The organism is Streptomyces sp. NPDC058872 (genome assembly GCF_042743065.1).
Classification (GTDB): domain Bacteria; phylum Actinomycetota; class Actinomycetes; order Streptomycetales; family Streptomycetaceae; genus Streptomyces.
In genome coordinates, this window is record NZ_JBHYMK010000063.1 from 22081 (window position 1) to 36007 (window position 13927).

Annotated in this window: 11 protein-coding genes and 1 riboswitch; of the genes, 5 read left to right on the plus strand and 6 right to left on the minus strand. The window is 71.2% G+C overall.

What is annotated here, in order from left to right; all coding sequences use genetic code 11:
- The first annotated feature begins 120 nt into the window (after positions 1-120).
- The 4 genes from ACFW22_RS29975 (at position 121) to def (ending at position 4513) form a co-directional block, all read left to right on the plus strand.
- Positions 121-1503 carry an HD-GYP domain-containing protein gene (locus ACFW22_RS29975; protein WP_386410547.1) on the plus strand — a complete coding sequence of 461 codons (1383 nt, stop codon included), beginning with the start codon at positions 121-123 and terminating at the stop codon, positions 1501-1503.
- Positions 1500-2756, plus strand: a complete 1257-nt coding sequence (locus ACFW22_RS29980) for an HD-GYP domain-containing protein (protein ID WP_386410502.1) — start codon at positions 1500-1502, stop codon at positions 2754-2756. Before ACFW22_RS29975 ends, ACFW22_RS29980 begins: the two co-directional genes overlap by 4 nt.
- 79 nt (positions 2757-2835) lie before the next feature.
- Complete coding sequence (locus tag ACFW22_RS29985; protein ID WP_386410505.1) at positions 2836-3816, plus strand: tetratricopeptide repeat protein; 981 nt, start codon at positions 2836-2838, stop codon at positions 3814-3816.
- A 67-nt stretch (positions 3817-3883) separates the two neighbouring features.
- Complete coding sequence (gene def / locus ACFW22_RS29990) at positions 3884-4513, plus strand: peptide deformylase (protein WP_386410508.1); 630 nt, start codon at positions 3884-3886, stop codon at positions 4511-4513.
- A 111-nt stretch (positions 4514-4624) separates the two neighbouring features.
- Here def and ACFW22_RS29995 read toward each other — a convergent pair whose 3' ends face one another.
- The 6 genes from ACFW22_RS29995 to ACFW22_RS30020 all read right to left on the minus strand — a co-directional run bounded on the left by ACFW22_RS29995 (position 4625) and on the right by ACFW22_RS30020 (position 12203).
- Positions 4625-5635 carry a ribonucleotide-diphosphate reductase subunit beta gene (locus ACFW22_RS29995; RefSeq protein WP_386410510.1) on the minus strand — a complete coding sequence of 337 codons (1011 nt, stop codon included), beginning with the start codon at positions 5633-5635 and terminating at the stop codon, positions 4625-4627.
- Positions 5635-8028: a ribonucleoside-diphosphate reductase subunit alpha gene (locus ACFW22_RS30000; protein ID WP_386410513.1), complete on the minus strand. Its 2394-nt coding sequence runs from the start codon at positions 8026-8028 to the stop codon at positions 5635-5637. Before ACFW22_RS30000 ends, ACFW22_RS29995 begins: the two co-directional genes overlap by 1 nt.
- A gap of 151 nt (positions 8029-8179) precedes the next feature.
- Positions 8180-8259: riboswitch (cobalamin riboswitch) on the minus strand.
- A 78-nt stretch (positions 8260-8337) separates the two neighbouring features.
- Positions 8338-8838 carry a GNAT family N-acetyltransferase gene (locus tag ACFW22_RS30005; RefSeq protein ID WP_386410516.1) on the minus strand — a complete coding sequence of 167 codons (501 nt, stop codon included), beginning with the start codon at positions 8836-8838 and terminating at the stop codon, positions 8338-8340.
- Positions 8839-8923: 85 nt separating this feature from the next.
- Entirely contained in the window at positions 8924-10531 is a 1608-nt protein-coding gene (mctP, locus tag ACFW22_RS30010) for a monocarboxylate uptake permease MctP (RefSeq protein WP_386410520.1), read from the minus strand.
- A complete protein-coding gene (locus ACFW22_RS30015) occupies positions 10528-10791 on the minus strand; it encodes a DUF3311 domain-containing protein (protein ID WP_386410523.1) in 264 nt (87 codons plus the stop codon). The genes mctP and ACFW22_RS30015 overlap by 4 nt, the downstream gene beginning before the upstream one ends.
- A gap of 647 nt (positions 10792-11438) precedes the next feature.
- Entirely contained in the window at positions 11439-12203 is a 765-nt protein-coding gene (locus ACFW22_RS30020) for a GntR family transcriptional regulator (RefSeq protein ID WP_386410550.1), read from the minus strand.
- A gap of 285 nt (positions 12204-12488) precedes the next feature.
- On the opposite strand from ACFW22_RS30020, the gene ACFW22_RS30025 reads away from it, so the two are divergent.
- A complete protein-coding gene (locus tag ACFW22_RS30025) occupies positions 12489-13784 on the plus strand; it encodes an extracellular solute-binding protein (protein WP_386410526.1) in 1296 nt (431 codons plus the stop codon).
- Positions 13785-13927 lie beyond the last annotated feature (143 nt).

The following is a 13927-nucleotide window of genomic DNA, read 5'->3' on the forward strand; positions in this document are numbered from 1 at the left end:
TCGTGGTGGGTGCGCGACGGCCTCGCGCAGATATTCAGCTTGTATCACCCGATGGTGCGAATCGACCGCACCCCACCACCCCCAGCCGTTCCGCTCGCTAGCGTGACAGCCGTGATGGGCGTGAACGACATTCCGCGAGCGGCCCGCGTGTACATCGGCTGCGCCCTGCTCGGCGCCGGGGCCTGCGTCCTGCCCGCACTGCGCCCCGGTGCCGCCGTTCCCTGGAGCACGGTCCTGCTCCTCGCCGGGTTGTACGCGCTCTGCGAGCTGCCGGCCCGCTGCCGGCTCGTCGGCCGTGCGCTCGGCGGATCCGTCCCCATGGGCGTCGGCTCCTTCTTCCCCGTCCTGCTCGCCGCCGCGCTCCTCTTACCGCCCGCCGCCGCCGCGCTCGTCGCCCTTCCCGGCAGCCTCGTGGCCCGCGTCGACCGGCCGCCCGTCGCGCCGCGCCGCGCCTGGCGGGCCGCCTCCACCGCCCTCGCCGTCTGGGGCGCGGCCCGGACCGCCGTCCTGCTCGGCGGCCCCGCCGCCCTCGACCACGGGCCCGCCGCCCCCGACCTGCCCCGTGCGCTGCTGCCCGCGGGGGCCGCCGCGCTCGCCTTCTGCCTGGCCCTCACCGCACTCGACGGCGGCATCCGCGCCACCGCCGACGGACTGCCCCTGCGGACCGCCTGGCGCGGCCTCCTCGGCCGGGCACTCGCCCCGCACACCGTGCACGGACTCGCCGGGCTGATGATGGCCGTCCTCTGGCGCAGTGCCTACGGGCCCCTCGCCGCGCTCTTCGTGCTCCTCCCGATGTACATCTCCTGCTGGGTCTTCGCCCAGTACCACCGCGAGCGCGCCGCCCACCAGGCCACCATCCGGGCCCTCGTCCAGGCCGTCGACATCAAGGACCACTACACCCGCGGGCACAGCGAACGCGTCGGACACGCCTCCGTGCTGATCGCCCGCGAGCTCGGCATGCCCGAGGACCGGCTCGACGTGGTCCGCTTCGCCGGCATCCTGCACGACGTGGGCAAACTCGGCGTCCCCACCCGCGTCCTCCGCAAGGACGGGCCCCTCACCGCGGAAGAACGCCGGATCATCGAACTGCACCCGGAGTACGGCCACGAGATGGTCCGCGGCATCGGCTTCCTCGGCGAGGCGCGGTCCGCGATCCTCCACCACCACGAACGCATGGACGGCAACGGCTACCCCTACGGGCTCCAGGGGGAGCAGATCCCCGAGTTCGCCCGGGTGGTGGCCGTCGCCGACGCCTTCGACGCCATGACCTCCACCCGCTCCTACAGCCGTGCCCGCCCCGTTCCCACGGCCGTCGCCGAACTGCAGCGCTGCGCCGGCACCCACTTCGACCCCCGGATGGTCGCCGCCCTGGTCCGCGCCCTGGACCGACACGGCTGGCAGCCCGCCACCACCGCCGACGAGACCTCGCCCTCCCCGTCCCGGCCCGAACAGGTGCCCCCGCCCCGCGGACCCCTGCCCACACACCCCAGGGAGCGCACATGAGACCCGGGGCCGTCACCGTCACGACGGTGCACGGGGCTGCGCTCCTCCTCGGCCTCGTCGGCTTCGCCGGCACCCTCTGGCACGGCGTCGACGAGCCCGGCAACGCACTCGCCTTCGGCGCCCTCGTCGCCCTCGGCGAGCTCGTCCGCTGGGGGGCCGCCCCCGGAGAGCGCGAACCGGCACCGCTCGCCGCCGCCGGAGCCCTGGCGTACGCCCTGCTCGGCACCAGCGCCGGCGCCGCCACCACCCACGGGGTCCTCCAGACCGTCGCCGTCGTCGTCGCGGCCGGCCTCGCCGGGATCGTCCCGCACGTGGCCCGGGGCCGGGGCCCCGACCCCGACCACCTCGCCCGACGCGTCCTCACCGTCGGCTTCGCCGCGCTCTGCTTCCCACCCCTCTACAACGCGGGCGCCGTCGTCGAGAACCTCGGCCAGGGGCCTGGCTACGTCCTCTTCCTGGTGCTGCTGCTCGTCCTGACCGCCCTGTGCGACGCGGTCCTCGCCGCCCTGCTGCTCCGTGCCCGCACGGGATTCCCGTACGGCCCCCTCCTCGTCGACCAACTCCGCTGCCTGCTCGGCATCGGCTCCGCCGTCTGTGCCACCGGCGCCGTCATGGCCCTCGGCGTCGCCGCCGCCGGGCTGTGGGCGCTGCCCGTGCTCGCCCTCCCGCTCCTCCTCACCCAGGTCTCCTTCCGGCGCTATGCGGCCGTCCGCACCGTCAACCGGCAGACCATCGCCTCCCTCGCCCGTGCCACGGAGATCGCCGGCTGCACCCCACCCGGCCACGCCCACCGGGTCGCGGCCCTCAGCGCCGCGGTCGGCCGGGAGTTGGGCCTCTCGGGGGCCGAACTGACCGTCCTCGAACACGCGGCACTCATGCACGACATCGGACAGCTGTCCCTGGTCGACCCGGTCGAGGGCGGTGCCACCGCCCGCCTGCCGGTGGAGGAACAGCGCCGGATCGCCCGCTTGGGCGGCGAGGTGGTCCGCAGGACGGGGGTGCCCGAGGCCGTCGCCGTCGTCGTGGAGCGGCAGGCCGATCCCTACCGGGAGCAACCGCGGGCCGCCCGGATCGTCCGTGCGGTGAACGCCTACGACGACCTCGCGGGCGCGGACGCGGGCAGCGCCCTCGGGGCCCTGGAACGGCTCAGACTCGGCACCGCACGCGATTACCACCCGGATGTCGTCGAGTGTCTGGCCAGGGTCCTGGCACGTGGCGGAGCCCCTGGGGTGACCTCCGCGACCCCTGGGTAACCCATGGGTAATGAGCGCGCGCCCGACCGGGCATGGTTGGATGCGAACAAGAGGGTGAAGCGACCGGCAGGCGGGAATCGTGAAGATCTTCGGGAAGGTACGGCATCGGCCCTCCGCCTCGTGGCGGCAGGCCACCGACCGCGCGTTCACGCTGATCGGCGACGGCCGGTACGAGGACGCGGGCGCACTGCTGACGCGGGCGGCGGACCTGGAGCCCTGGCTCTCGGAGTCCTGGTTCAACCTGGCGCTGCTGCACAAGTTCCGGCACGACTGGGAGCAGGCGCGGGCCGCCGGGCTCCGTGCGGTCGCGCTCCTCGACAAGGAGACCGGGGCCCCCGACTGGTGGAACGTGGGCATCGCCGCCACCGCCCTCCAGGACTGGCCGCTGGCCCGCCGGGCCTGGCAGGCCTACGGCCTCAAGGTCCCCGGGGCGGCAGCCGGCACCGGTGAGCCCGCCGGGATGGAGCTGGGCAGCGCCGCCGTCCGGCTTTCGCCCGAGGGCGAGGCGGAGGTCGTGTGGGGCCGTCGGCTCGACCCGGCCCGCATGGAGGTCCTCTCCATCCCGCTGCCGTCCTCCGGGCGCCGTTGGGGAGAGGTCGTCCTGCACGACGGCGTGCCGAACGGCGAGCGGACCACCACCGCCGGTCCGTCCTATCCGGTCTTCGACGAGATCGAACTGTGGGCGCCGTCACCGGTCCCCACCTGGGTGGTCCTCTTGGAGGCCGCCACCGAGGCCGATCGGGACGCCCTGGAGCAGCTTGCCGCCGAGGCCGGTTTCGCCGCGGAGGACTGGTCGTCCTCCGTGCGCCTGCTCTGCCGCGCCTGCTCCGAGTCGAGCATGCCGAGCGCCGAGGGCGAGGGCGAGCACTCCGACCCGCACGACCACAGCGAGCCGGGGCACCCCGGGCCGCTCGGCCACCGTTCGCAGGGCGAGCTGTGGGTCCCGGAGCGGGAGTGCGGCATCGCGGCCCCGACGGGCCTGGTGCGGGGGCTCCTCGACGGCTGGGTCGCGGACAGCCCGGACAGCCGGGAGTGGCGCGATCTCGAAGAGGTCTGCTGAGGCTTCCGCCCCGGCCCCGTAGGCTGTCCTCCGACGGAATCGGGTTTTCAGGAAGGCGCGGCCGGACATGGCGCAGCAGGAGACGGACGAGCAGATCAACGACGGCTTCGTCGTGGACACGGAGGACTGCGAGGCGCGTGAGCTCGCCTACCGCGAGCGGGGCACGGCCCGCCCGATCACGGTCGTCGGCAACCCGGTCCTCCACCGCGAGTGCAAGGACGTCACCGCGTTCGACGACGAGCTCGCGCAGCTGATCGACGACATGTTCGCCAGTCAGAAGGCCGCCGAGGGCGTGGGCCTGGCCGCGAACCAGATCGGTGTCGACCTCAAGGTCTTCGTCTACGACTGCCCCGACGACGAGGGCGTCCGCCACACCGGCGTCGTGGTCAACCCGGTCCTCCAGGACCTTCCGGCCGAGCGCCGCCACCTGGACGACTCCAACGAGGGCTGCCTCTCGGTCCCGACCGCCTACGCCTCGCTGGCCCGCCCCGACTACGCGGAGGTCCACGGCCAGGACGCCCAGGGCAATCCGATCAAGGTGCGCGGCACCGGCTACTTCGCCCGCTGCCTCCAGCACGAGACGGACCACCTGTACGGCTTCCTGTACATCGACAAGCTCTCCAAGCGCGACCGCAAGGACGCCCTCCGGCAGATGGCAGAGGGCACCCCGCGCTACCCGGTCGTCGAGAACGTCTGACCTGCCGCGTGCAGGGAGTCCGCGCGCAGGGAGAGGGCCCCCGCTCGTACACGAGCGGGGGCCCTCTCCCTGTCACGGGCCGTACCGGCCCCCGGCGCGGGGGCCGCGACCCTAGAAGTCCTCGTCGAGGTCGACCGAACCCTCGACCGCCACCTGGTAGGCGGACGGGCGGCGCTCGAAGAAGTTGGTCAGCTCCTGGACGCCCTGGAGCTCCATGAACGAGAACGGGTTCTCGGAGCCGTACACCGGGGCGAAGCCCAGGCGCTGGAGGCGCTGGTCGGCGACGCACTGGAGGTACTCGCGCATCGACTCGGTGTTCATGCCGGGCAGGCCCTCGCCGCACAGGTCGCGGCCGAACTGCAGCTCCGCCTCGACGGCCTCCTTCAGCATGTCGGTGACCTGCTGCTGGAGCGCGTCGTCGAAGAGCTCCGGCTCCTCCTTGCGGACGGTGTCCACGACCTCGAAGGCGAAGTTCATGTGCATCGTCTCGTCGCGGAACACCCAGTTGGTGCCGGTCGCCAGGCCGTGCAGCAGGCCCCGGGACCGGAACCAGTAGACGTACGCGAAGGCGCCGTAGAAGAACAGGCCCTCGATGCAGGCGGCGAAGCAGATCAGGTTGAGCAGGAAGCGGCGGCGGTCGGCCGCGGTCTCCAGCTGCTCGATCTTCTCGACCGAGTCCATCCACCGGAAGCAGAACTGGGCCTTCTCGCGGATGGAGGGGATGTTCTCGACCGCCGCGAAGGCCGCCGTGCGGTCCTCCGGATCGGGCAGGTAGGTGTCGAGCAGCGTCAGGTAGAACTGGACGTGCACGGCCTCCTCGAACAGCTGGCGCGACAGGTACAGGCGCGCCTCCGGGGAGTTGATGTGCTTGTACAGCGTCAGGACCAGGTTGTTCGCCACGATCGAGTCGCCCGTCGCGAAGAAGGCGACCAGGCGGCCGATCATGTGCTGCTCACCGGGGGTGAGCTTGGCGAGGTCGGCGACGTCCGAGTGGAGGTCGACCTCCTCCACGGTCCAGGTGTTCTTGATGGCGTCCCGGTAGCGCTCGTAGAAGTCCGGGTAGCGCATCGGACGGAGGGTCAGCTCGAAGCCCGGGTCGAGCAGGTTGGCGTTACGGGACATTACTGGCAGGCCTCGCAGGACTCGGGGTTTTCCAGGGAGCAGGCGATGGCGTCCGCGTCGGGCGCCGCCTGCTGGACGGGGATCGGGGCGGCGGCCTGGGCGGCGCGGGCGATCCTGGTCGCCGGGCGGGAGCGCAGGTAGTACGTGGTCTTCAGGCCCTGCTTCCAGGCGTACGCGTACATCGACGACAGCTTGCCGATGGTCGGGGTCTCCATGAACAGGTTCAGCGACTGCGACTGGTCCAGGAACGGGGTCCGGTCGGCGGCCATGTCGATCAGGCCGCGCTGCGGGATCTCCCAGGCGGTGCGGTACAGCTCGCGCACCTCGGCGGGGACCCAGGTGAAGCCGGCGACCGAGCCGTTGGACTCGCGGAGCGCCTCGCGGGTCTGCGCGTCCCACACGCCGAGCTTCTTCAGCTCCTCGACGAGGTAGGAGTTGACCTGGAGGAACTCCCCGGACAGCGTCTCCCGCTTGAACAGGTTGGAGACCTGGGGCTCGATGCACTCGTACACGCCGGCGATCGAGGCGATCGTCGCGGTCGGCGCGATGGCGAGCAGCAGGCTGTTGCGCATCCCGACGGCGGCGATCCGCTCGCGCAGGGCGGCCCAGCGCTCGGGCCAGTTGAGCTCCACGTCGTAGTGGTCCGGGTGCAGCACGCCACGGGCGGTGCGGGTCTGCTCCCAGGCGGGGAGCGGGCCGCTGCGCTCGGCGAGGTCGGCGGAGGCCTCGTACGCGGCCAGCATGATCCGCTCGGCGATCCGGGTGGAGAGGGCGCGCGCCCCGGCCGAGTCGAACGGCAGCTTCAGCTGGAAGAAGACGTCCTGGAGGCCCATCGCGCCCAGGCCGACGGGACGCCAGCGGGCGTTGGAGCGGCCGGCCTGCTCGGTCGGGTAGAAGTTGATGTCGACGACCCGGTCGAGGAAGGTGACGGCGGTGCGGACGGTCGCGTCGAGGCGCTCCCAGTCGAGGTCCCCGCCGTTGGCCCCCGGGACGACGAAGGCGCCCAGGTTGATCGAGCCGAGGTTGCAGACCGCGGTCTCGCCGTCGTTGGTGACCTCGATGATCTCCGTGCAGAGGTTCGAGGAGTGGACGACCGTGCCGGGCTCCGCGGTCTGGTTCGCGGTCCGGTTGGACGCGTCCTTGAAGGTCATCCAGCCGTTGCCGGTCTGCGCGAGGGTCCGCATCATCCGGCCGTACAGGTCGCGGGCCGGCATGGTCTTGCGGGCCAGGCCCGCGGCCTCGGCCTTGCGGTAGGCGGCGTCGAACTCCTCGCCGTACAGGTCGACCAGCTCGGGCACGTCCGCCGGGGAGAACAGCGACCACTCGGCGTCGGCGTTGACCCGGCGCATGAACTCGTCCGGGATCCAGTGCGCCAGGTTGAGGTTGTGGGTGCGGCGCTGGTCCTCGCCGGTGTTGTCGCGGAGCTCCAGGAACTCCTCGACGTCCGCGTGCCAGGTCTCCAGGTAGACGGCGGCGGCGCCCTTGCGACGGCCGCCCTGGTTCACCGCGGCCACGGAGGCGTCGAGCGTCTTCAGGAACGGCACGATGCCGTTGGAGTGGCCGTTGGTGCCGCGGATCAGCGAACCGCGGGCACGGATGCGGGAGTACGAGAGGCCGATGCCGCCGGCGTGCTTCGAGAGGCGGGCGACCTGGTGGTAGCGGTCGTAGAGGGAGTCCAGCTCGTCCTGCGGGGAATCCAGCAGGTAGCAGGAGGACATCTGCGGGTGCCGGGTGCCGGAGTTGAAGAGCGTGGGGGAGGACGGCAGGTAGTCCAGGCGGCTCATCAGGCCGTACAGCGCGGTGACTTCGTCGAGCGCGCGGACCGGGTCCTCTCCCCGCTCCGCCAGGGCCGTCCCGTCTTCGGCCAGGCCGCAGGCGACGCGCAGCATGAAGTGCTGCGGGGTCTCGATCACCTTGCGGGTGATCGGGTGGCGCAGCAGGTACCGCGAGTAGAGGGTGCGCAGGCCGAAGTAGCCGAAGCGGTCGTCGGCCGCACGGTCGATCGTCGCGTCGAGGCGGGCCGCGTGCAGCGCCACGAAGTCGGCGGTGCGGTCGGCGATCAGCCCTTCGCGGTGGCCGACGGCGACGGAGGCGGAGAAGGAGACGGCGCCCTGGCCGGCCGCCTCGTCGGCGATGGTGACGGTGAGGAGCCGGGCGGCGAGCCGGGAGTAGGCGGGGTCCTCGGCGATGAGTCCGGCGGCGGCCTCGGTGGCCAACTCGCGCAGCTCCGCCTCGTCCGACGTGGCGCTGCGACCGCGGAGGGCGGCGGCGGCGACCTTGCCGGGGTCGGTGTCCGGGAGGTCGGCAGTGAGATCGGTCAGGGTCCGCAGGAGTACGGTCCCGGGTCCGTCGCTCTCGATCGCTGCGGCCGGATCGGCGGGCGCGATGGTCACGTGGGGGCTCTCCCTCGCTCGGCTCGGGGCCAGGGCGGGGAGGCGGGCAGGCGGGCGCCCGTGCGTGCGGGTGCGCCGCGTCCACCGGCCCACTCCGCGAGGCCCGGACGTCTGTGGCACCCGGAACGGATGGACCGGGCGCACTGTCGGCAGGTCATCGGACTCGCTCCGGACGAAACCGTGCGAAGCACACCGTTGCGGGACAGTTCCGGATTCGCGCCGGATTTCCCTGCGTCGACAGCGAGGATGAGCATACATGTGGGGGGCGCCCCTTCGAGCACCCCCCACATGTTGTGTCGCCGCTGGTGGTCACAGTTCCAAGGCGTAGGTCCTGAGCGCATGGTCGGGGACCGGTTCCCAGTCCCTTTCCGGGGTCCGGACGAAGCCGAGCCGCTCGTAGATCCGGTGCGCCGGGACCATCAGGGGGCTCGTCGAGAGCACCAGGCGGGCGCATCCGGGCAGGGCCCGGGCCCGATCCACACAGGCCCGCACCAGGGCCTCCCCGACGCCCCGGCCGCGGGCCTCCGGTGCGACGACGAGCATCCGGAACTCGGCCTCGCCGGGGACGGCGATGTCCGCCCAGGTGGTGCCGCCGCGGGCGAAGGTCACCCCGCCGATGATGCCGTCCTCCGCGTCGACGGCGACGAGCACGTCGCTCTCGCGGGCCCGTCGGGCCGTGTCCCGCAGCACGTTCAGGTAGAAGTCGTCCTCGCCGTACAGCAGGAGGCCGTCGTTCAGGTAGGTCAGCCCGGTGAGGTCGCCGAGCTCCTCGTACTCCTCGGGCCGCACGGCCCTGATCGCAAAGTCCATGCGGCCAGTCTGCCCCGTCGGAACGTGCGGGGGCCCGGGCCCTCCTGGTGGAGGTCCCGGGCCCCTTCCGGTGCGTTTTCCGCGGTCAGCGCGTTTCGGCGCCGACCGTGGGGAGTTCGGTGCGGACGCCCGTGTCGCCCGCGTCCGCCGTGTAGTCCTCCGGGGAGGTCTGGTCGACGCCCTCGGGGGCCTTGAGGGCCTTGAACACGAAGGTCATGACGAGGGTGACGACGACGTTGAGCACGAAGGCGGTGAGGCCGATGTAGCCGATCTCCCCGATGCCCGGGATCTCGGCGGCCGAGCCGCCGAAGTGCTTCTGCGTGGGGCTGGCCACTCCGTACGCGGCGGCCGTGCCGTAGATCATGCCGACGGCCCAACCGGCGAGCAGCGCCCAGCGGTGGAACCAGCGGGTGAACAGGCCGCCGACGAGCGCCGGGAAGGTCTGGAGGATCCAGATGCCGCCGAGCAGCTGGAAGTTGATGGCGACCGTCTTGTCCATGGTGAGGACGAAGACCAGGGCGCCGACCTTCACCAGCAGTGAGACGATCTTGGAGACCTTGGTCTCCTGGGCGGGGGTGGCGTCCCTCCGGATGAAGTCCTTGTAGATGTTCCGGGTGAAGAGGTTGGCCGCGGCGATGGACATGATGGCGGCCGGCACGAGCGCGCCGATGCCGATCGCGGCGAACGCGACGCCCGCGAACCAGGCCGGGAACATGTTCTCGAAGAGCTGCGGGATGGCGAGCTGGCCGTTCTTGACCGTGACCCCGGCGGCGATCGCCATGAAGCCGAGCAGTGCCAGCAGGCCCAGCATCAGCGAGTACAGCGGCAGGATGGTGGTGTTGCGGCGGATGACCTCACGGCTCCGGGACGACAGGGTCGCCGTGATGGAGTGCGGGTACATGAAGAGCGCGAGCGCCGAACCGAAGGCGAGCGTCGCGTACGTCCACTGGCCCGCTCCGCCGGGGACGAGCGCGCCCTTGCCGGTCGAGGCGAACTTGTCGCCCGCCGCGGCGAAGATCTCGTCGAAGCCCCCCAGCTTGATCGGGATGTAGATGATCGCCACCGCGATGACGAGGTAGATCAGGGTGTCCTTGACGAAGGCGATCAGTGCGGGGGCGCGCAGGCCCGAGGAGTACGTGTAGGCCGCGAGGACGCCGAAGGCGATGAGCAGCGGCAGGTCCTTGACGAACCAGTTGGTGTCCTCGCCGCCGCCGACGCCCATCACGTCCAGGACGGCCTGGATGCCGACGAGCTGGAGCGCGATGTACGGCATGGTGGCGAGGATGCCGGTGACCGCGACGGCGAGGGACAGGCCCCTGGAGTCGAAGCGTCCGCGGACGAAGTCGGAGGTGGTGACGTAGCCGTGCTTGTGCGAGACCGACCAGAGGCGCGGCAGGAAGGTGAAGATCAGCGGGTACACCAGGATCGTGTACGGGACGGCGAAGAAGCCGGCCGCGCCCGCCGCGTAGATGGCCGCGGGGACGGCGACGAAGGTGTACGCCGTGTAGAGGTCTCCGCCGAGCAGGAACCAGGTCACCCAGGTGCCGAACGACCTTCCGCCCAGACCCCACTCGTCGAGGCTGTGTTCGTTCTCGGCCTTGCGCCACTTGGAGGCGAGGAATCCCATGACCGTGACGGCCAGGAAGAAGAAGACGAAGACGCCGAGCGCCACGCCGTTCACGCCGTCGTTCATCGCGCGTCACCCCCCTTGCGGGCGCGCTGGTCCCGCTGCCACAGCTTGTACGCGACCATGGTGAGGGCCGTGCCGATCAACACCCAGAACATCTGGTACCAGTAGAAGAACGGGATGCCGATGAAGACCGGTTCGGTCTTCGCGTAGGAGCTCACCCAGAGCATGGCCACGAACGGGGCGAACAGACAGAGCGCGATCACCACCCGCAGGGGAGTGATGGTCGGTTGTTTCCCTTGTGTCACGTCTGGCGCTTCTGGCATGGCGATGCCGTCCCCTCGCTGATCACCCGGATAATGCGGGGGAAATCTAGGGGACGGGCTCCGCCGCTGGGAACCCCTGGCCACATAACGACGGTTATTCTTCGGGGAGTACGCCCGTCCGGCCCTGGACTCCCCTTCCTCCACCGCCCGCACGCCCGCCTCGAAACGGCTGCGAGCCGAGCCGGTCCATCCGCTCCGAGCTCATCCGACGGACGGTCCGCAGTGCGGTCCCGAGCCGTCGGGCCGCGGTGTCGTCCGTGCAGCCGATGGCGAGGAGCGTGAGCAACTTCCCTTCCCGTGAAGGGGGGTTCGTAGCCGAGTTCGCAGTACCGGCGCAGGCGTGCGACGGTCGGCGGGGCGTTGCAAAAGCCCTTCTGTCGAATCGACCGGATCTTTACCCTGCGTTCCGGGGTGCGTGGGGCGAGCGGCTCGCTCGCGCCCGTCGTCTCGGGGAGCCGGGCGCCGCCGGAGGAGCGGGGGAGACGTCACGTTTCGGCCGGGCGAAAGGTGCCGGCCGCCCGTCACCCCTCCGTGGGGTCCCCCGGCGGGCGCGCCGCCGTCCCCGGAGACGCCGAACGGCCGCACCCCCCGCCGGGGTGCGGCCGTCCGTGTCGTACGGGGGCGTGCGGGCCTCCCGTACGGGGGTCTCAGTCGTGGGGGCGCTGGAGGCGCGCCACGAACTTGTACCGGTCGCCGCGGTAGACCGACCGCACCCACTCCACCGGTTCGCCCTGGGCGTCCAGCGAGTGGCGCGAGAGCATCAGCATCGGCAGGCCCACGTCCGTGCCGAGCAGGCCGGCCTCGCGCGGGGTGGCGAGGGAGGTCTCGATGGTCTCCTCGGCTTCGGCGAGGTGCACGTCGTAGACCTCGGCGAGCGCCGTGTACAGCGAGGTGTACTTCACCAGCGAGCGGCGCAGCGCGGGGAAGCGCTTGGCCGACAGGTGGGTGGTCTCGATCGCCATCGGCTCGCCGCTCGCGAGCCGCAGGCGCTCGATGCGGAGGACCCGCCCGCCGGTCGAGATGTCAAGCAGCCCGGCGAGGGTGTCGTCGGCCGTGACGTAGCCGATGTCGAGGAGCTGCGAGGTGGGTTCCAGGCCCTGGGCCCGCATGTCCTCCGTGTACGAGGTGAGTTGCAGGGCCTGCGAAACCTTGGGCTTGGCCACGAACGTGCCCTTGCCCTGGATGCGTTCCAGGCGGCCCTCGACGACCAGCTCCTGGAGGGCCTGGCGCACGGTCGTGCGCGAGGTGTCGAACTCTGCGGCGAGCGTCCGCTCCGGCGGGACCGGCGTGCCGGGCGGCAGGGTCTCCGTCATGTCGAGCAAATGGCGCTTCAGTCGGTAGTACTTGGGCACGCGTGCGGTACGGGTCGGTGTCCCGCTGTCTGTCTCCGTACTGCCCGCGTCCGTGGCCATGGCCTGCCTTCCCGACTCCTGTGCTGCTGCCGTCACCGGCTCCTCCGTCTGTCGCGGCTCACATGGTGGCACGGACCGGTCACGGGTCGTCGCCCTCCCTCAGGTGTCGGTCCGATAACGGACGCGACTGCCCTTCTTATACACCCTTGACACCCCTAAAGGTCTAGGCCAAGCTCCGAGTACTGGTCTAAACCATTAAAGACCAGGTCCCAGCCCCACGAGCACTACCTGACGTATGTCTTCGCGCGGTGGGCAGGGGTTGCAGGCATCCCTGAGGAGGGTGGCGTGAAGCGCAAGCTCATCGCGGCGATCGGCGTCGCGGGCATGATGGTCTCCATTGCTGCATGTGGTTCGGACACCGACAGCGGCAAGGACGGCGACAAGGCAACGGCCGGCGGCGACAAGACCCTGACCGTCTGGGTCATGGACGGTTCCGCGCCGGACGCGTGGATGGACGAGGTGAACAAGGCCTTCGAGGCCAAGCACCCGGGCGTCAAGGTCAAGGTCGAGAAGCAGATCTGGAACGGCATCCAGGAGAAGATCACCACCGCCCTCTCCGAGGACACCCCGCCGGACGTCCTGGAACTCGGCAACACGCAGACCGCGGGTTACGCCGTCACGGGCGGCCTCGCCGACCTGACCGCCGACAAGGCCACGCTGGGCTACGACGGCTGGAACAAGGGCATGCTCTCCTCCAGCGAGCTGGACGGCAAGCTCTACTCCGCCCCGTGGTACGCCGCCAGCCGCGTCGTCGTCTACGACAAGGCCGCCTTCGCGAAGGCCGGTGTCACCCCGCCGAAGACCCGCGCCGAGTGGATCGACGGCCTGAAGAAGCTCAAGGCTTCCGACCCGAAGTCGCAGGCCATCTACCTGCCCGGTCAGAGCTGGTACGTCCTCGCCGGTCTCATCTGGGACGAGGGCAGCGACCTCGCGGTCAAGGACGGCGACAAGTGGAAGGGCAACCTGTCCTCCCCCGAGGCCGTCAACGCCATGAACTTCTTCAAGGAGCTGGCGTCCTACTCCAACGCTCCCAAGGACAAGGACGAGGCCACCCCGCAGCAGTCCACCGACATCGTCCCCAAGGGCGGCGTGTCGTCCTGGATCGGTCTCGGCTGGGAGGCCGGCGGCGCGATCGAGGCCATGAAGACGGCCGGCAAGACCGCCGACTTCGGCTACTTCCCGATCCCGGGCAAGACCGCTGACAAGCCGGGCTCCGTCTTCTTCGGCGGCTCGAACCTCGCCATCGCCGAGCGCTCCCAGAACAAGGACCTCGCGAAGGAGTGGCTGGCCCTCGCCGCCGGCCAGGAGTACATGACGAAGTACGCCGCCGCCACCGAGGGCGCGCTGCTTCCGAACAACGACGCCGCGCAGTTCAAGCCGGCCGCCGGCTCCTTCGCCGAGTCCATGGCCGCCGCTGCCGGTTCCGGCAAGATCACCCCGGTGACCCCGGGCTGGGCCAACGTCGAGACCGCCCCGAACCCGATCAAGGACTACATGACCAAGGTCCTGAAGGGCGAGGACACCAAGGCCGCCGCCGAGGCCGCCGACAAGGTCATCAACGAGCGCATCAACCAGCAGTAACCCGTAGCCCGGTGGTGGGGGGGGGGGGGGGCCCGCCCCCCCCCCCCCCCCGCCCCCGGGGGCGGGGAGCAGTGGTAAGCGGCCCCCGCCCCCCCGCCCGGCCCAGGGGGGCGGCGGGGGCCCCCCCCCCCCCCGCGATATAC